This is a genomic window from Bifidobacterium sp. LH_730 (assembly GCF_056355835.1).
The window spans coordinates 35981-59437 of sequence record NZ_JBKETB010000014.1 but is presented as its reverse complement, the minus strand read 5'-3'; the positions used below and the strand labels follow the sequence as shown (position 1 = coordinate 59437).

The window sequence follows — 23457 nt, the reverse complement described above, 5'->3', positions numbered from 1 at the left end:
GCCGACACCAGTGTACAATCCCCTCGCCGATCCCGCGTCCGGCGAGTTGCATGCGCGTCCCTCCTCCTGTATCCATTCCCCGCAGCGCTCCGACATCCCCATGGGAGCGCGCCTTTTCGATATCTAATAGAGGTACGGCGGAAGCTGTCCGGCGAGCGGGATATCATCGGCAAGTTGCCCAGCCGGCGCGCGCCATCGGCGAGCGGGGCGGGCGGCGCGTATACACACTCCTGCCGCGGAAGGTCCGCGGCCGAATAGTCCGAAGGAGGTGGGTGATGTCTGCGCATAAGTACGAACTGATGTTCATCGCCGATCCCGAGCTGGATGAGCGCGGTCTGAAGAAGCTGACCGAGCAGTATCTGGAGCTCGTCACCAAGGAGGGCGGCGTTGTCGATGAGCCCGATTACTGGGGCCGCCGCAAGCTTGCCTATGAGATCGAGGGCAAGAACGAAGGCAACTACGTCGTGGTGACCTACACCGCCGAGCCGGCCGTTTCCGACGAGCTCGACCGTGTCCTGAACCTCAACGAATCCGTGATCCGTACGAAGATCCTTCGTAAGGACGCCAAGTAAAGCGTTAGCCCAGCATCGACAGAACCGAAGAAGGTAGCGTCATGGCAGGAGAGACGACCATCACCATCGTGGGCAACCTCACGGCCGACCCCGAGCTGCGCACCATTGGCAGCGGCGCGACCGTGGCGAGCTTCACCATCGCCTCCACCCCGCGTTCGTTCAATCGCAACACGAACCAGTGGGAGGACGGACAGGCGCTGTTCATGCGCTGCTCCGCGTGGCGTGACCTCGCCGACCATTGCGCGAACAGCCTCGCCAAGGGCATGCGCGTGATCGCGCAGGGCCGTCTGCAGCAGCGTTCCTATCAGGCGCAGGACGGCTCCAACCGCACCGTTGTCGAGATGCAGATCGACGAGATCGGCCCCTCGCTGCGCTACGCCACCGCACAGGTGACCCGTCAGTCGTCCTCGCAGGGCGGCTTCCAGGGCAATCGCGGCGGCAATGGCGGCTACGGCGGCGGATATTCCGGCGGCGCCGGATATCAGGGAGGCGCCGGATACGGCGCCCAGGCGGCACAGGCCCCCGCGGCGCAACCCGCGCAGGCTCCCGCGGCCGATCCCTGGAGCAGCGGCGCCCCGTCGAACGACGGTTTCACCACCTTCGGCGGCTCCTCCGATTTCGGAGGCGGCGACGAGCCCGAGTTCTGATCGATTGCGATCGACGCATAACGAACCATCAGTTTTATAAGGAGAACATCATGGCACGCAAGAGGCCGCAAGCCCCGGTCAAGCCGTTCAAGAAGAAGCCGAATCCGCTGAAGGCGGCGAAGGTCACCGAGATCGATTACAAGGACGTCGCGCTGCTGCGCAAGTTCATCTCCGATCGCGGCAAGATCCGTTCCCGTCGCATCACCGGCGTCACCGTGCAGGAGCAGCGCAAGATCTCCAAGGCGATCAAGAACGCCCGCGAGATGGCCCTGCTGCCCTACGCCACCTCGGGTCGCTGAGGCAAGGGAAAGGAATAGCATCATGGCTGATACCAAGGTTATCCTCACCAAGACCGTCGCCAACCTCGGTCACTCCGGTGACGTCGTCGAGGTCAAGTCCGGCTACGCCCGCAACTACCTGATCCCGCAGGGCCTCGCCTTTGCGTGGAACAAGGGCGCCGAGGCCCAGATCGCGGCCATGCGCCGCGCTCGTCTGGCCAAGGCCATCGCCACCCGCGAGGGCGCCGTGGCTGCCAAGGACCTGATCGAGGGCACCGCCGTGACCATCGCCGCCAAGGTGAGCGAGTCCGGCAAGCTGTTCGGCGGCGTGTCCGCCGACGCCATCGCCAAGGCTCTGGCCGACAAGGCCCCGGTCGATCCGAAGGCCATCGAGGTCGAGACGATCAAGACCACGGGCGAATTCCCGGCCAAGGTCACCCTGCACCCGGAAATCGTCGCCTCCTTCTTCGTGAAGGTCGTCGCCGAGTGATTCATTCCGGCTGACCCTGCTTCGGTGGGGCGCCGGATTCCATCAGACTGCATGTCTGAGCTTAAGCATCGAGACCCTCCGTTCCGCGCATGTTCGCGGGCGGAGGGTTTTCTTATCGCGTGGTCTGTGCGCCACATTGTGGTGCGCCAGTAACGTTGGAAGGGGATTCAGCGTTACTTGCGTTCCATAAGATAGCGTGGCGGTAACGCTGGCAGGGAGCTTAGCGTTGCCCATGCTCCGCAAGATGGCGTGAAGATAACGCTGAGGTTCGCTAGCGTTACCTCTACGCCTGTTGGCGGAGCGCGGACCACGCTGAGAGGCATCCAGGCGTTACCTGCGCTCCACATTACGGCGCGCAGGTAACGTTGGCGGTGGTGCGACACGCCGAGTTTGCGCTCCGGAAGATCCTGAGTATAGTTATCACTCGGCTCAAGAAGTGAGAACTTCCAAGACCAACGCCCCTTTAGCTCAGTTGGTTAGAGCAGCTGACTCTTAATCAGCGTGTCCAGGGTTCGAATCCCTGAGGGGGCACCAATGAAAACCCGCCGAAAGGCGGGTTTTTTCATTGGTGCCCCCGGCGGAGGGGACGCGGCGTTAAGAAAACAGTCCGGTGGACTGTTTTTAGACGCGTGCGAGGAGGCTATGCCTCCGAGCCAGCAAAAGATGTGCGCGTAGCGCTCCGTTTCGCCATAAGGCGGGTTTTTGTTGGTATAAGTAATCGAGAGAAAAGAAATCCAGTGGAAGTAAGCCTGTTCACCAAACTTGCCGCCGAATTCTTCGGCACCGCCATCCTCATGATCTTCGGCAACGGCGCGGTCGCCAACGTCGAGCTCAAGAACACCAAGGGCCACCATGCCGGCTGGCTCAACATCGCGATGGGGTACGGCTTCGGCGTCATGTTCCCGGTGCTGATGTTCGGCTCCATCTCGGGCGCGCACATCAACCCGGCCATGACCATCGCCCAGGCCGTCAACGGCATGTTCGACTGGGCCCTTGTGCTGCCGTACATCATCGCGCAGCTGCTCGGCGCCCTCGCCGGCCAGCTCGTCGTCTTTGCGATCTATTACCCCCACTACCGCGACACCGACGATCCGAATGCCATCTTCGCGACCTTCTCGACCACCGACGCCGAGAACTCCAAGTCCAACTACTTCCTCAACGAGTTCTTCGGCACGCTGGTGTTGGTGCTCGGCGCGCTGTGCTGCCTGTCGCTGCCGTGGGGCAAGCAGGATCTGGCCGCGGCGTCCATCGTCGTCGGCTTCATCGTGTGGGGTCTGGTGACCTCCATGGGCGGCGCCACCGGCCCCGGCCTGAACCCGGCCCGCGACCTCATGCCGCGTCTGCTGCACGCCATCCTGCCGATCTCCCACAAGGGTTCGTCGCGTTGGAACGAAGCGTGGATTCCGGTCGTCGCCCCCATCTTCGGCGCCATCGTCGGCGCGTTCCTCTTCAACGTGTTCTTCGCCTGACGAACGGCGGGAATATGATTCAACGCCCGGTTCGCGGTATTGCCGCGGGCCGGGTTTTGTCTTGCGGAACCGGACATTCCGTCGGCAGCCGGGGAGTCCCCGCGACGCCGGCCGCGACGGAAACGCGCATAGGATGGTCGGTATGACGCAATACACGTTGTCTGGGCCCTCTGCGCGCGGCGCGGCGGATTCGCCCGTGATCGGGCGGTTCGCCCCCACGCCCTCGGGGCGTATGCATCTGGGCAATGCCTACGCGATGCTCGCCGCATGGCTGTCCTCGCGCTCCCGGGAGGGACGGATGCTGCTGCGCATCGAGGACATCGACCGTCCCCGTGTGCTGCCCGACGCCGACCGCTGGATCATGGATGATCTGACGTGGCTGGGGCTTGATTGGGACGGTGAACCCGTCTATCAATCCGAGCGGCTGGATCTTTACGAAGATGCGTTGGAGCGGTTGCGGGATGGGTGCTGCATTGCGGCAGATGCCGCGGGAATGGCCGCATGCGCGTCTGCGGACGATATGGGCGTGGCGGACGGTGCCGCCGTGCTGCCGGCGGAGGCAAATCAGTCGGCTCCGACCATATATCCCTGCTTCTGTTCCCGTGCGGATATCCGCGCCGCCTCCGCGCCACAGGAGGGCGACGGTTTTGTCGTGTATCCCGGCACCTGTCGCCGGCTTGCGTGCGAGCATCCCGATGAGATGCGCGCGCGTCTGTCCGAGGGGCGGCGGCATTCCCTGCGTCTGGCCGTGTCCGAGCGGGATGTGAGTTTCGACGACGAGGTGTTTGGCTCGCAGCGGTTCAATCTGGCGCGCGATCTGGGCGACACGGTGATGCGGCGCGCTGACGGGCTATTCGCCTACCAGTTCGTCGTCACGATCGACGATTTGCTTATGGGCGTCACCGACATCGTGCGCGGGCGTGATTTGCTGCGTTCCACGGCTTTGCAGGAGCATCTGCGAGGGCTGGTGGGCAGCGTGGGGTTCGAATGCGAGGCCGCGCCCCGGAGATCCGGAGATTTGCGTGCGGACGACGGTGCGTTGGAGACGCGCAATGCCGCTGCCCCGGAGGAAGCGCACGAAATCGGAGCATCGACGTATACGCCGTGGCATCCGCGGTATTCCCATCTTCCGCTGGTGGACAACGCGGCCGGGAGACGGCTCGCCAAGCGCGAGCGATCGCTGGACTTGGGAGCGTTGCGTGCGCGGGAGATCAAGGCCGAGCAGGTGGTCGGTTATTGCGCATGGCTGCTGCGGCTGATTCCCGAACCTGCGCCGTGCGCGCCGCAGGATCTGCTTGGCGACTTTTCCTGGGCGCCACTGTGCGCCGAACACGCCGACCGCGCTGTGCCGGACGATCCATTCGTATGATGCGTTGGGTGGAGAACGGGCGCTCGTCCCGCTTGCGACAGACGCCCGGCGCATCCCGTCGTGCGCATGGATACGATGGAATGCGGACCGACAGTAGGGGAGCGATATGACGGCTTATATGGATCACAAGGATCTGGCCAACGAGACCATCGACCCGGCGCGTGCGCGGCAGATCGCCGACGGCGTGCGCCGGGTGCTCGATGGCATCGCCGAAGCCGAGGCGGCGGCCGGGCGGGCGGCGGGTGAGGTCAAGTTGCTGGCCGCCACCAAGACGCGTGACGTGGGCGAGATCATGGCCGCCATCGATGCCGGCGTGCGGATGATTGGCGAGAACCGGCCGCAGGAAGTGGTGGCCAAGGCAGACGGACTGGCGAGGTTGTGCGCCGAACGTGGATATGACCTGGGTGTGGCCGGCGGCGCCGCTGACGCTGACGCTAGCGCGGCTGCGCGACCGCATATCCCTTTCCATCTCATCGGCCAACTGCAGAGCAACAAAATCGGCAAGGTATTGCCTGTTGTGGACACCATCGAGGCGGTGGACTCCATCGAATTGGCCGAGAAGATCTCCCGCCGGGCCGTCGCGCGCGGCATCAGCGTGGGTGTGCTGCTGGAGGTCAACGAATCCGGTGAGGAAAGCAAATCAGGCTGTGCGCCCAGCCATGCCATCGATCTGGCGCAGCGCATCGGCGCGATGGGCGGCTTGGATTTGCAGGGCCTGATGACCATCGGCGCCCATGTGGACGACGAGGCGGTTATCCGTCGAGGCTTCGCCCATCTGCGCCGCACGCGCGACCAGATCCTCGCTTCGGGTGCGACCGGCACCGAGCATTGCGTCGAACTATCGATGGGTATGACGCAGGATATGGCGCTCGCCATCGCCGAAGGCTCCACCATCGTGCGCGTCGGCACCGCCATCTTCGGCGAACGCGCCTTCATCTGAGATTCTTGGCCCCCGGCGCGGGTAGGGTGGGGCATATGAGAATCGCACGTTTTTCGCTCAATGACTCCCCGCGCTATGCCTTCGTGCAGTATGACGAGGCCGAGGAGAAGGACTATCTGGTCGAAATCGACGGCTATCCGCTGTCCTCCGCGCAGGTGCGCCCCACCGGCAACCGCTACGCGCTCGACGCCGAGGGCATCCGCCTTCTTGCGCCGGTGATCCCCTCCAAGGTCTTCGGCCTGGCCAAGAACTACGAGGCCCATGCGCGGTTCATGCACGAGGCCGGCCATTCCGACATCGCGCACGCGCCCGAGGATATGATGATCTTCACCAAGCCCTCGACCGCCGTGATCGGCCCCGACGATCCGATTGTGTTCCCGTCGTGCTCGGACGACATGAATTTCGAGCCCGAGGTGGCCGTCGTCATCGGACGCATCGCGAAGAACGTGAGCGTCAACGAGGCGATGGATTATGTGCTCGGCTTCACCTGCGTCAACGACGTGACGCTGCGCGATTTGCAGGGCAAGGACCCGATGTGGACGCGCGCCAAGGGCTTCGACACCGCCTGCCCGCTCGGCCCGTGGATCGAGACCGAGCTCAACTGGCGCGACGCGCATATCTCGTTCACCTTGAATGGCGAGGATGTGCCCGAGGCCTCCGGCACCACCGCGAATCTGATCCATGGCATCCCCGAGCAGATCGCCGCGATCTCCTCGTTCTCGACCTTGCTGCCGGGCGACGTGATCCTGACCGGCACGCCGAATGCCTCGGGCTCGCTGCGGCCCGGGGACGAGGCCATCGTGCATGTCGAGGGGCTTGGCGACCTGCGCAATGTCGTCGTGCGCGGGTGACTTTACAACGCTATAACCATTTTGACCTTGATATTGGCCTTTTAGGGGGTGGTTGGTTATAGCGTTGTGGGATTGTGCAACGCTATAACCAACCACCCCTGTCTTAGGCCGTTCTGACCGTCAAATGGTTATAGCGTTGTAGGCAAAGCCGCATGCAACCCCGTCATAATGACCAACCCGATCACCCCGGTGACGGTCAGCGAGAACCCGGCGAGCTTCGCGTTGCCGGTCAGTGAATCGGTGAACTTGGTCGAGAAGATCGTCACCGGTGCGAAGGCGCCGAGCACCGCGATCTCGCGGATCGAGGCGTCGAGCGGCAGCAGGAACCATGCGGCCAGCGCGATGATGACGCCGAACGCCAGGCGCCAGCCGACGACGATGCCGAGTTCGGCGCGGTCCTTGCGCCCATGCGGCACGTCCATCATCAGCCCGATCATCGCCATCGATGCGAAGGTGTTCGCGTTGGCGAACGGCGTGATCAACGTGACGATGGGCTGCGGCACGGTGATATGGAACGCCATGAACACCAGCATGAGCATGTAGATGTCGAAGGAGATCGACGAATAGAAATCGTGCGCGATGTTCTTGAGTCGCAGCGACAACGGCAATGACTTGGACGGCCCGTCGAGATGCAGCAGTCCGCGCGTGATGGTCAGCGAGGCGGCCGTGGCGACGATGGCGTTGCCGATATCCATCATGATGACCGGCAGGCCGGCCGCCGAGCCCATGAAGGTCTGCACGACGGGCAGACAGAACGCGCCGAGGTTGAGACCGGAAGCGTTGAGCATCTGGTAGGCGCGGTATCGCGGCTCATCCCGATGCGATCCGAGGAACACGATGAACAGCGGCACGAGCGCGGCGACGAAGCCGAAGGCCACGAGCCACAGCAGGCTGGTGGGGTGGTCATGCGTGGCGAATGACATCACGATCGCACACGGCAGTGTGAGGTTGAACACGAGTCCCTGCGCCACCTTGTAGTCCCGCTCGCCGAAGATATGGAGCCGTTTGAGTGTGTATGCGCCGAGGATCACGAGCAATAGGGAGCCGGCTTGGAACAGCATGGGATTCCTCTCCTTGATATGCAACCTGCCCGAGTCTAGGTCCGTGGGTTGCGCCGCGCGATTGTCGTTGCGCATTGCGGACCGCTTGCGTGTGACGGGATCCTTCGGCTGCGCGCGTCGCGTTTCGCTCAGGATGACAGAGAGTGCTGTGTCCTTTGTCATCCTGAGCGGAGCGCGCAGCGCGCAGCCGAAGGATCTCCTGGGTGGGAAGATCTACCCCGTCGAGATCCTTCGACTCGCTTCGCTTGCTCAGGATGCCAGGGGGGACGAAGGCTTCATTTTGAAACTTGAGTCAGGTTCGCTCAAGTTTTGGGAATAGAATGCATGAACAAGTGGTTGAGCATATCAGCACATGACGGATGCGCCCGCGTGACCGACGGTCGGTGGGCGCGAGATTTTGGAGGATGATATGGAACAGAAGTTCACCACCATGGCGCAGGAAGCGCTTGGCGACGCGATTCAAAGCGCGTCGGCCGCGGGCAATGCGCAGGTCGAGACCCTGCATCTGACGGACGCGTTGCTGCGCCAGGAACAGGGCGTGGTGCGCGGGCTCATCGAGGCCGCGGGCGGCGACCCGCAGGCCATCGGCGCCGCCGTGCGCAATGCGCTGGTCGCGCTGCCGAGCGCTTCTGGTTCGACCACCTCGCAGCCGCAGGCCAGCCGTCAGCTGACCGCCGCGCTTGCCGCCGCCGAGAAGGAAATGCAGGCGATGGGAGACGAATACGTCTCCACCGAGCACTTGCTTATCGGCATCGCCGCCGCGGCCCCGAACCAGTCCGCGGACATCCTCAAGAACAACGGCGTCACGCCCGAGGCCCTGCGCAAGGCCGTCCCCGGCGTGCGTGGTGGCGCGAAGGTGACCAGCCCCGACGCGGAAGGCTCCTATAAGGCGCTGGAGAAGTACTCCACCGACCTGACGGCCGCCGCGAAGGAAGGCAAGCTCGACCCAGTGATCGGCCGCGATCAGGAGATCCGTCGCGTCATCCAGATCCTGTCCCGCCGCACGAAGAACAACCCGGTGCTGATCGGCGAGCCCGGCGTCGGCAAGACCGCCGTCGTCGAAGGACTGGCGCAACGCATCGTGGCCGGAGACGTGCCGACCACGCTGCAGGACAAGAAGCTCATCAGCCTCGACCTGGGTTCCATGGTCGCCGGTTCGAAATACCGCGGCGAATTCGAGGAGCGCCTGAAGGCCGTGCTCAACGAGATCAAGAACGCGGACGGGCAGGTCATCACCTTCATCGACGAGATCCATACGATCGTCGGCGCGGGCGCGGCCGAGGGCTCGATGGACGCCGGCAATATGTTGAAGCCCATGCTGGCGCGCGGCGAGCTGCGTCTGATCGGCGCGACCACGCTCGACGAATACCGCGAGAACATCGAGAAGGACCCGGCTTTGGAGCGCCGCTTCCAGCAGGTCTTCGTGGGCGAACCGTCCGTCGAGGATACGATCGCCATCCTGCGCGGTCTGAAGCAGCGTTACGAGGCCCACCATAAGGTGACGATCGGCGACGATGCGCTGGTGGCCGCCGCCACGCTGTCGAACCGTTATATCTCCGGCCGTCAGCTGCCGGACAAGGCCATCGATTTGGTCGACGAGGCCGCCGCGCATCTGCGCATGGAGCTTGATTCCTCTCCGGAGGAGATCGACGAGCTTGGCCGCAAGGTCACCCGCCTGGAAATGGAGGAGATGCAGCTCAAGAAGGCCGAGGACCCGGCCTCCAAGGATCGTCTGGGCAAGCTGCAGGCCGAGCTGGCCGATGCGCGTGAGCGTCTTGCGGGCCTCAAGGCGCGTTGGGATGCGGAGCAGGCCGGGCATAACAAGGTGGGCGAGCTGCGCGCCAAACTCGATGATCTGCGCGTGCAGGCCGACAAATTCACCCGCGAGGGTGACCTTGAGCAGGCGAGCCGCATTCTGTATGGCGAGATTCCGGCCATCCAGAAGGAGCTGAACGCGGCCGAACAGGCGGCGGATGCGCAGAAGGCGGGAGCTGGCGCGGCCAGTGCGACGGACGGCGATGCGACCGCTGCCGTCGGCGCACTGGGCGGGCCGGCGAACGAGCCGATGGTGCCCGACCGTGTGGACGCTGACTCCGTGGCCGAGATCGTCTCCGACTGGACCGGTATTCCCGTCGGTCGCCTCATGCAGGGCGAGAACGAGAAGCTGCTCCATATGGAGGACTACCTGGGCAAGCGCGTGATCGGCCAGAAGGAAGCCATCGCGGCCGTGTCCGACGCCGTGCGCCGTTCGCGCGCCGGCATCTCGGATCCGAACCGTCCGACCGGCTCCTTCCTGTTCCTCGGCCCCACCGGCGTCGGCAAGACGGAGCTGGCGAAGGCGCTCGCCGACTTCCTCTTCGATGACGAGCGCGCCATGGTGCGCATCGATATGTCGGAATATATGGAGAAGTCGTCCGTGTCCCGCCTGATCGGCGCTGCCCCAGGTTATGTCGGATACGAGCAGGGCGGCCAGCTCACCGAGGCCGTGCGCCGTCGTCCGTATTCGGTGGTGCTGTTCGACGAGGTCGAGAAGGCCAATCCGGAGATCTTCGACGTGCTGCTGCAGGTGCTTGACGATGGCCGGCTGACCGATGGCCAGGGGCGGACCGTGGACTTCAAGAACACGATCCTCATCATGACCTCGAACCTCGGTTCGCAGTTCCTCGTCAACGAGGATATGGACGAGGATGCCAAGCGCAAGGCCGTGATGGACGCGGTGCATATGAACTTCAAGCCGGAGTTCCTGAACCGCCTCGACGACACGGTGATGTTCCATCCGCTTACGCGCGAGGAGCTTGGCGGCATCGTCGACATCCAGGTCGCCGGTGTGGCGGCGCGTCTGACCGAGCGTCGCATCACGCTCGACGTGACCGATGCGGCGCGCACCTGGCTCGCCGACATGGGCTACGACCCGGCCTACGGCGCCCGTCCGCTGCGCCGCCTCGTGCAGACCGAGGTGGGCGATCAGCTTGCGCGCATGCTGCTCGCCGGCAAGGTCCACGACGGCGACACCGTGCTCGTCGACCAGACCGGCGGCGAACACCTTGAGCTCACCGCCTGGGCCAGCGACAAGCTCGTCGACGAGGGCTGAGTGCGTCTATCCTCCCTCTGACGAGGGAGGTGGCGGCCGTAGGCCGACGGAGGGAGAGATAACGATCGTTACCCGAAGCATGCTCTCTCCCTCAGTCAGCTGTCGCTGACAGCTCCCTCGTCAGGGGGAGCAGGGCGGTCTTAGCTCAGGAACACCTGCGGGGCCTTGGCGAAGTTCTCCGCGCAGCGCTCGCCGCAGAAGTAGTAGGTGCGGCCGTCGTGCTCGCGTGTGATGGCGTCGGCGTTGACGGCGACGGTCATGCCGCACACCGGATCGGTGGCGGTTTCGCCGTCGGTCGGGGCGGCCATGTGCATATGCATATCCATGTGATTCTCCTTTGTGGTGATAGTGGGTGTGTTGTCAAGCGCAGTGCGTTCGTCGACGATCACGATCGGCTGGTGCGTCGCCGGTGCGCTGCCGGCAGAGGCGCTAAGTCGTACCGGCCCGTCGAGACGCGCGCGGTTCAGCCGGTTCGCATTGAGCACCAGGCATACCGAGCTCAGCGCCATCGCCAGCCCCGCGATCATCGGGCTCAGCAGCCAGCCGGTGAACGGATAGAGCACGCCGGCGGCGATTGGTATGCCGATGACGTTGTATCCGAAGGCCCACGCGAGATTTTCACGGATATTGCGCATCGTGGCGTGGGAGAGGTTGATCGTGCGGATCACGCCGCGCAGGTCGCCGCTCATCAGCGTCACGTCGGCCGACTGCATCGCCACGTCGGTGCCGGTGCCGATGGCGATGCCAAGATCGGCCTGCGCGAGCGCAGGCGCATCGTTGATGCCGTCGCCGACCATCGCCACAAGTCCGCCACGCAGGCTGCGCTTGGCGATATTTCCAGCATGATTCGTACCAGCTGCGGCATCTGAGGCGCCAATGTTGGTGCTGGTGTCGCGGTTTTCGTCGGTTGCTGTGGGCGTGATGTCCATGCTGTTTATGGCGCTGGTGTTTACTCCGTTTGTGGAGCTGGTGCCCGCGTTGTCCGGGACACCAGTGTTTGCGCCGTTTTTGGTGACGGTGCTTGTGCTGTCCGTAGCGCCGGCGCTCGTGCTATTCGGCATCAACAACCCGGCTTGGATGCGCTTGATCCAGTGGGCCTTGCCGTCAGGTTTGACCTGGCAGATCACCGTGTCGATGCCGACTTCGCGCGCGATGCGCTCGGCCACTTCGGCGCGGTCGCCGGACAGCATCACCGTGCGGATGCCGGCGGCGCGCAGCGAGGCCACGGCCTCCTTCGAGCCTTCCTTGATTGGATCGAGCTCGTAGCTCGGCGCCTTCCAGTCGGCGCTCGCGTCCACGGTGCCGCGCGTGATCGTGCCCGTTTTGTCGAAGACGACGGTCATGATGCCGCGCGCCTGTTCCAGGGCTTTCGCATTGGCCACAAGCACGCCGTTCGTGGCTCCAAGTCCCGTGGCCGCCGTCACCGACAGCGGGGTCGCCAATCCGAGCGCGCACGGGCAGGCGATGATGAGCACACTGACCGCCGTGACCAGTGCGTGCGCCAGCTCCGGGGCGGGGCCGAGCGCCAGCCATATCGCAAAGGTCCAGATGGCCGCAATCATCACGGCCGGAACGAACACGCGCGCGATGCGGTCGGCCAGTCGTTGCACCGGTGCCTTCGTGGCCTGCGCGCGCGCCACCATCGCCACGATCTGCGAAAGCACGGTGTCGCCTCCGGTGCGCGTGACCCGCATCAACAGGTCGCCCGTGAGCAACACCGTCGCGCCGGTCAGTGTCGCATGCGGGTGAGGGGTGTCGGTAGTCGTGGCGTCGTTTGTGACTGGCAGCTTGTCCGTTGGCAGGATTTCGTCGGTGAGTGTTGCGTTGGCACGGCTGGTGCCGGCAGTTGCACTCGTTGGGTGGTTGATATCCGCAATCTCGCTTGTCGTCGGTGCTTTGCGCACTGGTCTCGCTTCGCCGGTGAGCATCGACTCGTCCACTTGCGCTTCGCCTGCCATGACTATGCCGTCGGCAGGCACGCGCTCGCCGGCTCGCACGATGACCAGATCGCCGGTTGCGAGGTCGTCAATGGCCACATCCTGCGCAAGCTTCGGGTTTCGCCAATCCACGGTTGCCCCGGCCGCAGTCGCAGAGGCTCCAACGGTAGCGGCGTCAGCGGTCGCGCCCTCGCGCAAGACATGCGCAATCCGCGGCCGCAGCGCGATCAACGGTTGCACCGCCTTGCCTGTGCCCTCGCGTGCTTTTGTCTCTAATAGGCGCCCGAGCAACACCAGCGTGATGACCACGCCCACCGATTCGAAATACGGTTCGCGCGCGTCCTCGGGCAGCAGCCACGGGGCCACGCAGACCAGCAGGCTGTAGAGGTAAGCGGCGCTGGTGCCCAGTGATACCAGCGAATTCATGTCCGGCGAGCGGTGTTTGAGCGCGGGGAATCCGACGCGGTGGATCGGCGCGCCGCAATAGAACATCACCGGCGTGATGAGTATCGCCTGCAGCCAGGGATTCGTGAGCCACCCCGGCAGCAGCATATGGTCGAACATATGAATCATCATCACGATGAACACCGGTGCGGTAAGCACGGCGCCCACGACGACGAGTTTGGTTAAGTGGTGAATCTCGGCTCGCCGTTTCGCGGATTCGCGCTCCGGGTCGATGGCCGGCGTGGAAGAGTCCGCGTGGCAGGAAGCGCAGGCGGTGGGGTGGCTCTCCGGGCTAGGGGAGGGGTGTGCAGGGGAGTCGATTGAGTCCATGCCTGGGTTTTCCCGCAAGGAAGTCTTTCCCGACGCGGGAGTGCGCTGCTTTTCCGCGTCGGTCTCCTTGCGCGAGCCAAAGCCAGCCTGCCCCGCGGTGATGCGCAGCAACCCATGCACCATATTCATCCCGCAGGCGAAGGGATATTCGCCCTCCGCCAGCGCCGGCAGCCGCACCTCGGTGCGCGCGTTGCCGGGCAACGCCGCGTCCACGCCGAGGTCGGCGAAAACGACATGCGAGGTGCATTCGCCGGTTTCCTGCCGGTCGAATTCGAGCACAATCGGCACGCCCGCCTGCATTTCGATTACATCGGGCGAGTAGCCGCCGTGCACGACGATGGTCGCCCGCTGCTCGCCGTCGACGAGCTGACCAGCCTCGCCCTGCCGCTTTGCGAAGAAGAACCTGAGTATGGCCCAGGTGAGTGCGGCCGCCACCAGCGCACACGCGACAATAAGGAACATGCTCCATCCCATCGTCCGATTCATCCTTTCCCTCCATCATGGCACCGCAGCGGCGGGCGCGGCATCGTCCTGTGTGCGGATTCCGTCGTGGTTCATCATATACCCAATACCCCCAGAGGGTATACTTTCGGCATATTATGATGTACGGAACCGAGATGCCGCCCGGCATCGCGTGGCGGCGAGGGATATGAAATGGGACGGAAGGATCGCGTATGCACGGATATCACGGCGACAAGGCCAAGCTGACCGCGCGACTCAGGCGGATCGAAGGGCAGGTGCGCGCCATCGAGCAGATGGTCGAGGACGACAAATACTGCATCGATGTGCTCACGCAGATCTCGGCCGCCAACTCCGCGCTCAAATCAGTGGCGTTGCTGCTGCTCGACGACCATCTCGGCCATTGCGTGCGCCAGGCCGCCGCCGAGGGCGGGTCGCTGGCCGACGAAAAACTCGACGAGGCATCCGTCGCCATCGCGCGGTTAGTCCGGTCATAAGGATTAGACATAGGATTTGGCGGCAGACGGAAGGAATGGATATGGGAAATTTCGATGGCGTGGCATGGATCGTCGTGATCGTGGTGCTGATCGTCGGTGCCGGATTGGGTGCCGTGGCCGGCTTCCTCTTCGGTCGCGCTCGCACGCAGGAGGCGGCGCGCGCGGCCCGCGGCGAAGAGCTTGCCGAGGCGCGTGCGCAACTGGACGCCGCCAATGCGCGGCTCTCCGAACAAGGCGCCGAGCTCGCGCAGGCACGCGCGCAGGCGGATGGGCTCACCCAGCAGCTCGGCTTTGTCAAATCGCAACTGGCCCAGGCGCAGCAGGCCGAGCAGGTGCGCATCGAGCATGAACGTGAACGAGCCGCGACTGAGGCCGAGGAGCGTCGCAAGGCGGAGGTTGAGCGTGCCGAGGAACGGCGCCAGGCCGAAGCACAGGCCGCGGAACGCCGTCGGCTTGAAGCCGAGGCCCGGCTCAAGGAACAGGCCAAGGTGCTCGAGGCGCTGGCTCCCGTGCGTAAGAACCTCGACGATCTGGCCGCCAAGGTCGGGCAGATCGAAGAGGGTCGCAAGCGCGAGATGGGTGCGCTGGGCGCGCAACTCAAGGGGCTCGGCGAACAGCAGACCAGGCTCGACAAGGAGACGAGCGCGCTATCCGCGGCGCTGCGAGACAACAAGGTGCGCGGCGCGTGGGGCGAGGCCCAGCTCAAGAACATCGTCGAATCGGCGGGGCTGCTCGAGCACGTTGATTTCGACACTCAGGTCGTCGTCACCGATCCCGATGGCAAGCAATACCGTCCCGATATGGTTGTCCATCTGCCCGGCGGCAAGACGATTCCCATCGATGCGAAGGTGCCGTATTCCTACTATCAGCGCGCCTGCGAGATTCCCGACGTCGCATCGGTCGAGGAGCTGGCCCGCCGCGACGATCTGCTCAAGGAGCATGCCAAGGCCCTGCGCGAGCATGTCAGGGCTCTGGGAGACAAGGCGTATTGGAGTGCCTTCGACACGGCCCCCGATTTCGTGGTCGCCTTCATCCCCAACGAGGCGCTGCTGCAGGCCGCGATGGCGGCGGATCCCACGCTGCTCGACGATGCCTTCGCACGCAAGGTCGCGCTCACATCGCCGGTGACACTGTGGGCCGTGCTCAAATCCGTTGCCTACGCCTGGCAGCAGCAAAGCCTGACCGATGACGCCAAGACGCTGTTCCGCCTGAGCCGCGAGCTCTACGACCGTTTCGCCACGTTGGGCGAACATGCCATCAAGCTCGGCACGCAGATCACGCGCACGGTCGCCGCCTACAATGCTTTCGCCTCCAGCTTGGAGCGCCGTGTGCTGCCCACTGCGCGCAAACTGCAGAAGATCGATGCGGGCAAGGTCATCGACGAAGTGCCGATCATCGACTCCGACAAGGGCAACATCGTCGAGCTCACCGCGCCGGAGACGCTGCCGGACCAGGGCTCAGGGGACGCGGAAGGTTCCAGGAGCGCGGACGGCGCATCCGACGCTGACGATAGGGTGGAGGCATGAGCGAAACCAAGGATTTCCGGGCCACCGGCACGCCGTTTGCAATGATGGAGCCGCGAGAGCAGCTCAAGACCCTGCTCGCCGAACAGGTGTCGGGCAAGCCGTTCTCCGAACTGGCCTCCGTCACCTTCGACCACCGCGGTGCGCCGATTATGGGGCATATCCTGCTCGACGCGCTTGAAGACGCCGGCTATTCGGTCGACGATTTCGACGCGGTCGGAGCGCTGACCGCTGCCGCCGTGCCGCTGGTCGGCGCGATGATCCAGTCCGCCGCCTCCCGTGGCGAGGATCTCGACGGTTTCGTGATGGACTTCGTCTATCCCTCCGTCAAAGGCCCGTCGATCAAGGGACGTCGCGTCGTGCTGCTCGACGCATGGCTGTCCGAGAAGTCCTATGTGCAGACCTCCTCTCTGGTCACGCTGCGCAACGGCAACGAGCTTGGCCTCGATTTCTCGATCGTCGAGCACGAGGGCGCCGAGGTCGTGGCGATAGCTTCGCTGGTCGGTGGCATCGGCGAAGGCGTGGCCGACAAGCGCCATATCGAGGTCGTCAATCCGGTGAACGACGAACGCCGCACCCTGCCCTTCGTGCAGGTCTACGACGAGTCCGAATTGCGCTGAGCCGCCGTCATGCACACCCCCAATCCCGTTTCCGAGGAGGCGCGCCGCTCCGGCGAGCCCGTCTTCCGTGAGGTCGGCGTCGGCCCGTGGGCTGAAACGCATCCGGGCGAACCGCGCCCCGATGATCCGGCCTCGCTCTCGTATGACGCGAGATATGACACCGCGTTGCTCGACGAGGGCGACCGGCGCAATGTGCTCGACCGATACCGCTACTGGTCCGTCGCCGCGATCAAAGCCGATCTGGACGCGGCGGGGCGCCACGATTTCGAGGTCGCGGTCGAGAACTGGACCCACGATTTCAACATCGGTTCGATGGTGCGCACCGCCAACGCCTTCCAGACGCGGCGTGTGCATATCGTCGGCCCGCATAAGTGGAATCGCAAGGGCGCGCTGATGACCGAGCTCTACAGTCATGTCGAGCATCATCCCTCCATCGCCGAACTGGTGCGCTGCTGGCGTCACCGCATCGCCGGCGAAATCGCATGGGAACGTTCTGCGGCGGCCGCCGCATCATTGCGTGCGCATGCGCTCGCCAATGGTTCCGATGCTTTCGATGCGTCCGATGGCGCCCCGGCCGACGAGACGTCCCGTCGTCATGCTGCGTCCGAGGCCGCCGCGCTTGTAGCCGCGCACGATGCGCGCATCCGCGAACTCGAGACCGCCCGCGTCATCGCGCTCGATATCATTCCCGGCGCGGTGCCGATGGAAACCTATGCCTTCCCGAAGCGTTGCCTGCTGCTGTTCGGCGCCGAGGGGCCGGGCCTGAGCGAGAAGGCCCTCGAACTGGCCGACGACGTGGTCTATATCTCCCAATTCGGCTCCGTCCGATCGATCAACGCCGGCGCCGCGGCCGCCGTCGCCATGCACGCCTGGATCGCCCAGCATGCGGTGATCGGTTAACGTTTTGTGGACGGACGATGACGACTGTCGTGAGGCTTTGGCCGATGCGCCTGTCGCGCATATACTGGCAACATGATCGAGATAGAGGGGCTGTCCAAGCGGTTCGGCGCCAAGCAGGCGTTGGATGATGTGAGCTTCGTGGCCGAGAATGGCAAGGTCACCGGGTTCCTCGGCCCCAACGGCGCCGGCAAATCCACCACCATGCGCGCGGCGCTCGGCATGATATCTCCGGATAGGGGACGTGCCCTGATCGATGGCAAGCCCTTCGCCGTCCAGCGCGCTCCGATGCGCGCGGTCGGCGCGGTGCTCGACGCGAAATCGGCGCACAGGAACCGCAGCGCGCTGGCACATCTTCGGGCGCTCGCCGCCACGAATCGCATTCCGCGCCGCCGCGTCGACGAGGTCGTCGAGCTGACGGGACTCGCTTCCGCGACCAAACGCAAGGCCGGCCAATTCTCGCTCGGCATGAGCCAGCGCCTGTCCATTGCGGCCGCGCTGCTCGGCGACCCGGCGAACCTGATGCTCGACGAGCCGATCAACGGGCTCGACCCCGAGGGCATCAAATGGGTGCGGGAACTCTGCCGCCACTATGCCTCCGAAGGGCGCGCCGTGCTGCTGAGCTCGCATCTGATGAGCGAGGTGGCGTTGACCGCCGACAATCTCGTCATCATCGGGCAGGGGCGCATCCTGGAGACCACGACGGTCAATCGGTTCGTGGCCGAGCATTCCACGAAGGCCATCCGGGTCGTCACGCCTGAGCCGGGCAAACTGCGCGCGATATTCGCCTCCGCACACGACGTGCGTGTCGAGGAAATCGGCGGCGGGGTTGCCGTCGGTGCTGTCATGGCGGACACGGGCGCCACTGGTATCGCCGATGCGCCGGCCACCGTCTTTCGCATCATCGGCGCCGACCTGAAGCAGGCTGCGCGCGTCTTCGCCCAGGCCCAGTTGGTCGTCTATGAATTCGTCGAGGAACATGCCTCGTTGGAGGAGTCCTATATGGCGCTCACACATGCGCACGCGGAATATCTCACGACGGCCGTGCCCGGGGCCCACGCGCCGGTCGCCATTGCGAACAGCGGGAGGGAGACACGATGAGCCACTCCACGCAACAACGAATCGACGCCGCGCATGACCCGCTGCATCGGCATACCGCCGGTGCGGCGACCCAACGCCATGCGGGATATGGCTCCTCGCGTGCGTTGAACCGCCGCGCCCGGCTCACCTTCGCCGGCGCGCTCGCCGGCGAGATCATCAAATTGTGGTCGCTCAACTCCACCCGGATCCTGCTCGCTGTCACCGTGGCACTGTCCGCCGGCATGGCGGCGTTGAGCGCGTGGAGCACCACCTTCATCGCAAGCATCGATCCCCTCACCGGCAAAACGCTCGATGATCCGCAGCCCATCGCCGCTGCCAACGTGTGGTCCCTGCTCGGCGCCTCGTCCTCGACTGCCGGGCTGGTCATAGGCATCTTCGGCGTCATGGCGATGACCAGCGAATACACCACGTCGTCTATCCAGAGTTCGCTTGCCGCCAATCCGCGGCGCGGCATGTTCTATGCGGCCAAGTCCGTGGCGGTGGCGGCGTTCGCGCTCGCCGGCGGGGTGGTCGGCATACTGGCGGCCGGTGCGGTGATCATCGCGATGACTTCCGGACATGACGTCACGCCTCTGGGCGGCGATCAGTGGCGCATCATTCCGGTCATCGTCGCCGGTTGCCCGGGCGCGCTGATGCTGACCTCGCTGATGGCGCTTGGCCTCGGAGGGCTGACCCGTTCGACCGTCGGCGGTGTGTGCTCGGTCGTCGGCCTGCTGATGATCCTGTCGACCGTCGTGAGCCTCACCTCGCTGATCGCCGGCAAAATCAAGTGGCTCGGGACCTTGGCTTATCTCACTCCCGATTCGGCGATGAACAACTTCCTGAGCGCCGGCGTCCTCGACGGGTCCGCCACAACCGTCACCGTCGATTCCCAAGGAGCCTCCGCGCAGACGGTTGCGAACGACCCCGGCTACTGGATTCCCGAATGGTGGCAGTCCGGGCTGATCTTCCTCGCATGGGTGGCGCTGTTCTGGATCGCCGGTCTCATCGTCACCAAGCGCGCCGATATCAAGTAGCCGCGGTCCCGCATCCGTACGTTTGTGAGCAGTCCGACGGTATGGCTGCGCGGAATCGTACGCTGAGCCACCCCATCCGTACGTTTCTGAGCAGTCCAATGAGCTATATGCGCAGAATCGTACCCTTGGCGCCGCTTATCGTACGTTTGTGAGCAGAGGTTTCGTCGGAATGCGCGGAAACGTACTCGGACGGAGGCGCGGGCGCGAGTATGGGCGGGTTTTGGCGCGGGATGCCTCGGAATTACGGTGGTTGCGGTTTGTTATAAGGATGGCTCCCGGTCCGTCCGCATGGCAGACGGACCGCCGCGCGAGGAAGGAGGAAGCCCAGTGGGCTTCCGGATGGCGGAGCAATCCTTGTCATATGTGGGTCATGGCTCCTTCTTCGGCCGGCTCGCGCGGCCTGCAATTGCAATTCCTCCGGAATTGCGGCAGGCCGCCTTGGAATTACGGCAGGCCGCGTATAGTGGGGCCCATGCCAACATTCACACGAGAAGAAATCGAGCATTTGGGCGATCTTGCCCGCATCGCGCTCACCGACGAGGAAATCGGCCGTCTGCAGGGCGAGCTGAACGTCATCGCGGATTCCATCAACAAGGTGCAGGAAGTCGCCTCCGACGACGTTGCCCCGACCGCCAACCCGGTTCCGCTGGAGGCATATCTGCGTCCCGACGAGCCGGCGACCCCGCTGACGCAGGCCGAGGCGCTTGCCGGCGGTCCGAAGACAGAGGCCGGCATGTTCGTCGCGCCGCGCATCCTGGGAAGTGAGGAGTGAGCGCCATGACCAACGCAACCAACGCCAACGAACTGGTGAAGCTGTCCGCGGCCGATATGGCCGCCGCCATCAAGAAGGGCGAGGTGAGCTCCCGCGAGCTCGTCGACGCGCACCTCAATGTGATCGAAGCCGCCGAGCCGAGCATCAAGGCCTTCCTCAATGTCTCCGCCGACGTGGCCCGCGAGCAGGCCGATGCCTTCGACGCGCTCAGCGCCGACGAGAAGGCCGCCAAGGGCGAGCTGGCCGGCGTGCCGATCGCGATCAAGGACATGATCGTCACCAAGGGCATCCCGACCACCGCCGCCTCGAAGATCCTCGAAGGCTGGGTGCCGCCCTACGATGCCACCGTCATCGAGAAGCTCAAGGCCGCCGGCATGCCGATCCTCGGCAAGACCAACCTCGACGAGTTCGCGCAGGGCTCCTCCACCGAGCACTCCGCCTATGGCCCGACCCACAACCCGTGGGACACCGACCGCGTGCCCGGCGGCTCCGGCGGCGGCTCGGCCTCCGCGGTCGCGGCCTTCGAGGCCCCGATCGCCCTCGGCACCGACACCGGCGGCTCCATCCGCCAGCCCGGCGCCCTGACCGGCACCGTGGGCGTCAAGCCCACCTACGGCGGTGTCTCCCGCTTCGGCGCGATCGCCATGGCCTCCTCGCTCGATCAGATCGGCCCGGTTTCCCGCACTGTGCTCGACTCCGCGCTGCTGCAGGAGATCATCGGCGGCAACGACCGCCGCGACTCCACCTCCATCCCGGAGGGCCCGCGCCCGATGGCCGCCGCCGCCCGCGAAGGCGCGCGCCGCGACCTCAAGGGACTCAAGGTCGGCTTGGTCAAGGAACTCTCCGGCGAAGGCTTCCAGCCCGGCGTGCAGGCTCGCTTCGATGAGGCCGTCGCCAAGCTCAAGGAGATGGGCGCCGAGATCGTCGAGGTCTCCTGCCCGCACTTCGAATACGCCCTCGGCGCGTATTACATCATCATGCCCTCCGAGGTCAGCTCCAACCTGGCCCGCTACGATGGCATGCGCTACGGCCTGCGCGTCATGCCGCCGGCGGACAAGCCGCAGACCGCCGCCAACATGATGGCCGCCACCCGCGAGGCCGGCTTCGGCGACGAGGTCAAGCGCCGCATCATCCTCGGCACCTACGCCCTCTCCGCTGGCTACTACGACGCCTGGTATGGCTCCGCGCAGAAGGTGCGCACCCTCATCATCGAGGACTTCAAGAAGGCCTTCGAGAAGGCCGATGTGCTGGTCTCCCCGACGAGCCCGTCCACCGCCTTCAAGTTCGGCGAGAAGATGGACGACCCGCTGTCCATGTATATGAACGACATCGCGACCATTCCGGCGAACCTCGCCGGCGTGCCCGCCATGTCGATTCCGTCCGGCCTGTCCGACGATGGCCTGCCCGCCGGCATCCAGTTCATCGCGCCGCAGCAGCGCGACGAGGCGATGTACAAGCCGGCGGCCGCGCTCGAGGCCGCGCTTGAGGAAAGCTGGGGCGGCCCGATCTGGCAGAGCCTCAAGACCCCGTGGCTGGGCGAGTGAGATTCGGAGGAGACAAAGACAATGGCTGAAAAATTGATGAAGTACTCCGAGGCCTGCAAGAAGTTCGATGTGGTCTTCGGTCTGGAGACCCACGTCGAGCTGAGCACTACGACCAAGCTGTTCTGCCCCGCCGAGGTGCATTTCGGCGGCGAACCGAACTCCCAGCTCACCCCGGTGAGCCTCGGTCTGCCGGGCTCGCTGCCGGTGATCAACAAAACCGCCGTCGATTACGCGATTAAGCTGGGCCTGGCCCTGCATTGCGAGATCAACGAGTGGAGCCAGTTCGCCCGCAAGAACTACTTCTACCCGGATATGCCGCGCGATTATCAGATCTCGCAGTATGACAAGCCGACCAACGGCAACGGCTACCTCGACGTCGAGCTCGAGGACGGCACCGTCTTCCGCGTGCCGATCGAGCGCGCGCACATCGAGGACGACGCCGGCAAGAACACGCATGTCGGCGGTGCCGACGGCCGCATCGAGGGCGCCGACCATTCGCTCGTCGACTACAACCGCGCCGGCGTGCCGCTGATCGAGATCGTGACCAAGCCGATTGAGGGCGCGGGCGACCGTGCGCCGGAGATCGCTGGCGCCTATATGCGCGCGATTCGCGACATCGTGCGTGCGCTGGGCATCTCCCACGCCCGCATGGAGCAGGGCAATATGCGCGCCGACGTGAACGTCTCGCTGCGCCCGACCGCTGACGATCCGTATGGCACGCGTTCCGAAACCAAGAACGTGAACTCGTTCCGCGGCATCGAGAAGACGCTGAACTACGAGATCCGCCGTCAGGCCGCGATCCTGACCGACGGTGGCGAGATCCTGCAGGAGACCCGCCACTGGGACGAGGCCTCGCAGACCACCGCCGGCGGCCGCGTCAAGTCCGACGCCGATGACTACCGCTACTTCCCGGATCCCGATCTGGTCATGCTGCACATCACTCCCGAGCATATCGAGGAGATGCAGGCGCAGATGCCGGAGATGCCGCGCGAGCGCCGCAACCGTCTCAAGGCTGAATGGGGCCTGACGGATCTGCAGTTGCGTGACATTCTCAACGCCGACGCGCTCGACCTGATCGAGGAGACCGTCAAAGCCGGCGCCACTGCCGCTGGTGCGCGCAAGTGGTGGCTCGGCGAGCTCTCCCGCGAGGCCAACGCCAAGGGCGTCTCGCTCGAGGAGCTGGCGATCACCGCCGCCGACGTGGCCGAGGTCGAGAAGCTCATCGCCGCGGGCAAGCTCAACGACAAGCTCGCCAAGCAGACCGTCGCCGGTGTGCTCGCGGGCGAGGGCACCCCGTCCGATGTCGTCGAGAAGCATGGCTACAAGATCGTCTCCGACGACGGCGCCATCGAAAAGGCCGTCGACGAGGCGCTCGCCGCGAACCCGGATGTCGCCGAGAAGCTCAAGAGCGGCAATATGAAGCCGATGGGCGTCATCATCGGCGCGGTGATGAAGGCCACGCGCGGCCAGGCCGACGCGAAGGCCGTCACCAAGATCGTGATGGGCAAGATCAAGTAAGGCGAAAGTGGTTCCAAGGCCCTGTCCGGCA

General features: G+C 64.8%; 20 protein-coding genes and 1 tRNA gene. 19 read left to right on the top strand and 2 right to left on the bottom strand.

Annotated features, from left to right (window positions below; all coding sequences use genetic code 11):
* The first annotated feature begins 275 nt into the window (after nucleotides 1–275).
* From rpsF to AC1AUD_RS12285, 9 genes are all read left to right on the top strand, one after another.
* Entirely contained in the window at nucleotides 276–572 is a 297-nt protein-coding gene (gene rpsF, locus AC1AUD_RS12325) for a 30S ribosomal protein S6 (RefSeq protein ID WP_476574671.1), read from the top strand.
* A gap of 41 nt (nucleotides 573–613) precedes the next feature.
* Nucleotides 614–1219 (top strand): single-stranded DNA-binding protein, encoded by a 606-nt coding sequence (locus AC1AUD_RS12320; RefSeq protein ID WP_476574670.1) that lies wholly within the window; start codon nucleotides 614–616, stop codon nucleotides 1217–1219.
* A gap of 50 nt (nucleotides 1220–1269) precedes the next feature.
* Nucleotides 1270–1518, top strand: coding sequence for a 30S ribosomal protein S18 (rpsR, locus tag AC1AUD_RS12315; protein WP_476574669.1), 249 nt, complete (start codon nucleotides 1270–1272; stop codon nucleotides 1516–1518).
* Between the two features lie 22 nt (nucleotides 1519–1540).
* Nucleotides 1541–1987 carry a 50S ribosomal protein L9 gene (gene rplI, locus AC1AUD_RS12310; RefSeq protein ID WP_476574668.1) on the top strand — a complete coding sequence of 149 codons (447 nt, stop codon included), beginning with the start codon at nucleotides 1541–1543 and terminating at the stop codon, nucleotides 1985–1987.
* A gap of 457 nt (nucleotides 1988–2444) precedes the next feature.
* Nucleotides 2445–2521: transfer RNA gene (locus tag AC1AUD_RS12305), tRNA-Lys, on the top strand.
* A gap of 203 nt (nucleotides 2522–2724) precedes the next feature.
* Nucleotides 2725–3456 (top strand): MIP/aquaporin family protein, encoded by a 732-nt coding sequence (locus AC1AUD_RS12300; RefSeq protein WP_476574667.1) that lies wholly within the window; start codon nucleotides 2725–2727, stop codon nucleotides 3454–3456.
* A 196-nt stretch (nucleotides 3457–3652) separates the two neighbouring features.
* Nucleotides 3653–4825, top strand: a complete 1173-nt coding sequence (locus AC1AUD_RS12295) for a glutamate--tRNA ligase family protein (protein ID WP_476574681.1) — start codon at nucleotides 3653–3655, stop codon at nucleotides 4823–4825.
* Nucleotides 4826–4931: 106 nt separating this feature from the next.
* Entirely contained in the window at nucleotides 4932–5765 is an 834-nt protein-coding gene (locus tag AC1AUD_RS12290) for a YggS family pyridoxal phosphate-dependent enzyme (RefSeq protein WP_476574666.1), read from the top strand.
* 35 nt (nucleotides 5766–5800) lie between these two features.
* Nucleotides 5801–6616: a fumarylacetoacetate hydrolase family protein gene (locus AC1AUD_RS12285; protein ID WP_476574665.1), complete on the top strand. Its 816-nt coding sequence runs from the start codon at nucleotides 5801–5803 to the stop codon at nucleotides 6614–6616.
* Between the two features lie 128 nt (nucleotides 6617–6744).
* Here AC1AUD_RS12285 and AC1AUD_RS12280 read toward each other — a convergent pair whose 3' ends face one another.
* Nucleotides 6745–7677 (bottom strand): AEC family transporter, encoded by a 933-nt coding sequence (locus tag AC1AUD_RS12280; protein ID WP_476574664.1) that lies wholly within the window; start codon nucleotides 7675–7677, stop codon nucleotides 6745–6747.
* Nucleotides 7678–8086: 409 nt separating this feature from the next.
* Between AC1AUD_RS12280 and clpB the strand changes: the two genes are divergently transcribed.
* Nucleotides 8087–10768, top strand: a complete 2682-nt coding sequence (gene clpB, locus AC1AUD_RS12275; RefSeq protein ID WP_476574663.1) for an ATP-dependent chaperone ClpB — start codon at nucleotides 8087–8089, stop codon at nucleotides 10766–10768.
* Between the two features lie 140 nt (nucleotides 10769–10908).
* Here clpB and AC1AUD_RS12270 read toward each other — a convergent pair whose 3' ends face one another.
* Nucleotides 10909–13953 (bottom strand): HAD-IC family P-type ATPase, encoded by a 3045-nt coding sequence (locus tag AC1AUD_RS12270; RefSeq protein WP_476574680.1) that lies wholly within the window; start codon nucleotides 13951–13953, stop codon nucleotides 10909–10911.
* A 200-nt stretch (nucleotides 13954–14153) separates the two neighbouring features.
* On the opposite strand from AC1AUD_RS12270, the gene AC1AUD_RS12265 reads away from it, so the two are divergent.
* The 9 genes from AC1AUD_RS12265 to gatB all read left to right on the top strand — a co-directional run bounded on the left by AC1AUD_RS12265 (nucleotide 14154) and on the right by gatB (nucleotide 23426).
* Nucleotides 14154–14435 (top strand): metal-sensitive transcriptional regulator, encoded by a 282-nt coding sequence (locus AC1AUD_RS12265; RefSeq protein WP_476574662.1) that lies wholly within the window; start codon nucleotides 14154–14156, stop codon nucleotides 14433–14435.
* Between the two features lie 41 nt (nucleotides 14436–14476).
* Entirely contained in the window at nucleotides 14477–15961 is a 1485-nt protein-coding gene (locus AC1AUD_RS12260) for a DNA recombination protein RmuC (RefSeq protein WP_476574661.1), read from the top strand.
* Complete coding sequence (locus AC1AUD_RS12255) at nucleotides 15958–16578, top strand: type I phosphoribosyltransferase (protein WP_476574660.1); 621 nt, start codon at nucleotides 15958–15960, stop codon at nucleotides 16576–16578. Before AC1AUD_RS12260 ends, AC1AUD_RS12255 begins: the two co-directional genes overlap by 4 nt.
* Before the next feature lie 9 nt (nucleotides 16579–16587).
* Nucleotides 16588–17478 carry a TrmH family RNA methyltransferase gene (locus AC1AUD_RS12250; RefSeq protein WP_476574659.1) on the top strand — a complete coding sequence of 297 codons (891 nt, stop codon included), beginning with the start codon at nucleotides 16588–16590 and terminating at the stop codon, nucleotides 17476–17478.
* A gap of 72 nt (nucleotides 17479–17550) precedes the next feature.
* Nucleotides 17551–18576 (top strand): ATP-binding cassette domain-containing protein, encoded by a 1026-nt coding sequence (locus AC1AUD_RS12245; protein WP_476574658.1) that lies wholly within the window; start codon nucleotides 17551–17553, stop codon nucleotides 18574–18576.
* The gene (locus AC1AUD_RS12240; protein ID WP_476574657.1) at nucleotides 18573–19592 is read left to right on the top strand and encodes a permease of ABC transporter system; all 1020 of its coding nucleotides are present in this window, start codon (nucleotides 18573–18575) and stop codon (nucleotides 19590–19592) included. Before AC1AUD_RS12245 ends, AC1AUD_RS12240 begins: the two co-directional genes overlap by 4 nt.
* 472 nt (nucleotides 19593–20064) lie before the next feature.
* Nucleotides 20065–20364 (top strand): Asp-tRNA(Asn)/Glu-tRNA(Gln) amidotransferase subunit GatC, encoded by a 300-nt coding sequence (gene gatC / locus AC1AUD_RS12235; RefSeq protein WP_476574656.1) that lies wholly within the window; start codon nucleotides 20065–20067, stop codon nucleotides 20362–20364.
* Between the two features lie 5 nt (nucleotides 20365–20369).
* Nucleotides 20370–21908: an Asp-tRNA(Asn)/Glu-tRNA(Gln) amidotransferase subunit GatA gene (gene gatA / locus AC1AUD_RS12230; protein WP_476574655.1), complete on the top strand. Its 1539-nt coding sequence runs from the start codon at nucleotides 20370–20372 to the stop codon at nucleotides 21906–21908.
* Nucleotides 21909–21929: 21 nt separating this feature from the next.
* Nucleotides 21930–23426 carry an Asp-tRNA(Asn)/Glu-tRNA(Gln) amidotransferase subunit GatB gene (gatB, locus tag AC1AUD_RS12225; protein WP_476574654.1) on the top strand — a complete coding sequence of 499 codons (1497 nt, stop codon included), beginning with the start codon at nucleotides 21930–21932 and terminating at the stop codon, nucleotides 23424–23426.
* The last annotated feature ends 31 nt before the right edge of the window (nucleotides 23427–23457 follow it).

What these genes read in the sequence shown, in the direction of transcription:
- rpsF (WP_476574671.1), top strand. Translation starts at nt 276, where the DNA reads ATGTCTGCGCATAAGTACGAACTGATGTTCATCGCCGATCCCGAGCTG.
- AC1AUD_RS12320 (WP_476574670.1), top strand. Translation starts at nt 614, where the DNA reads ATGGCAGGAGAGACGACCATCACCATCGTGGGCAACCTCACGGCCGAC.
- rpsR (WP_476574669.1), top strand. Translation starts at nt 1,270, where the DNA reads ATGGCACGCAAGAGGCCGCAAGCCCCGGTCAAGCCGTTCAAGAAGAAG.
- rplI (WP_476574668.1), top strand. Translation starts at nt 1,541, where the DNA reads ATGGCTGATACCAAGGTTATCCTCACCAAGACCGTCGCCAACCTCGGT.
- AC1AUD_RS12290 (WP_476574666.1), top strand. Translation starts at nt 4,932, where the DNA reads ATGACGGCTTATATGGATCACAAGGATCTGGCCAACGAGACCATCGAC.
- AC1AUD_RS12285 (WP_476574665.1), top strand. Translation starts at nt 5,801, where the DNA reads ATGAGAATCGCACGTTTTTCGCTCAATGACTCCCCGCGCTATGCCTTC.
- AC1AUD_RS12280 (WP_476574664.1), bottom strand. Translation starts at nt 7,677, where the DNA reads ATGCTGTTCCAAGCCGGCTCCCTATTGCTCGTGATCCTCGGCGCATAC.
- clpB (WP_476574663.1), top strand. Translation starts at nt 8,087, where the DNA reads ATGGAACAGAAGTTCACCACCATGGCGCAGGAAGCGCTTGGCGACGCG.
- AC1AUD_RS12270 (WP_476574680.1), bottom strand. Translation starts at nt 13,953, where the DNA reads ATGGGATGGAGCATGTTCCTTATTGTCGCGTGTGCGCTGGTGGCGGCC.
- AC1AUD_RS12265 (WP_476574662.1), top strand. Translation starts at nt 14,154, where the DNA reads ATGCACGGATATCACGGCGACAAGGCCAAGCTGACCGCGCGACTCAGG.
- AC1AUD_RS12260 (WP_476574661.1), top strand. Translation starts at nt 14,477, where the DNA reads ATGGGAAATTTCGATGGCGTGGCATGGATCGTCGTGATCGTGGTGCTG.
- AC1AUD_RS12255 (WP_476574660.1), top strand. Translation starts at nt 15,958, where the DNA reads ATGAGCGAAACCAAGGATTTCCGGGCCACCGGCACGCCGTTTGCAATG.
- AC1AUD_RS12250 (WP_476574659.1), top strand. Translation starts at nt 16,588, where the DNA reads ATGCACACCCCCAATCCCGTTTCCGAGGAGGCGCGCCGCTCCGGCGAG.
- AC1AUD_RS12245 (WP_476574658.1), top strand. Translation starts at nt 17,551, where the DNA reads ATGATCGAGATAGAGGGGCTGTCCAAGCGGTTCGGCGCCAAGCAGGCG.
- AC1AUD_RS12240 (WP_476574657.1), top strand. Translation starts at nt 18,573, where the DNA reads ATGAGCCACTCCACGCAACAACGAATCGACGCCGCGCATGACCCGCTG.
- gatC (WP_476574656.1), top strand. Translation starts at nt 20,065, where the DNA reads ATGCCAACATTCACACGAGAAGAAATCGAGCATTTGGGCGATCTTGCC.
- gatA (WP_476574655.1), top strand. Translation starts at nt 20,370, where the DNA reads ATGACCAACGCAACCAACGCCAACGAACTGGTGAAGCTGTCCGCGGCC.
- gatB (WP_476574654.1), top strand. Translation starts at nt 21,930, where the DNA reads ATGGCTGAAAAATTGATGAAGTACTCCGAGGCCTGCAAGAAGTTCGAT.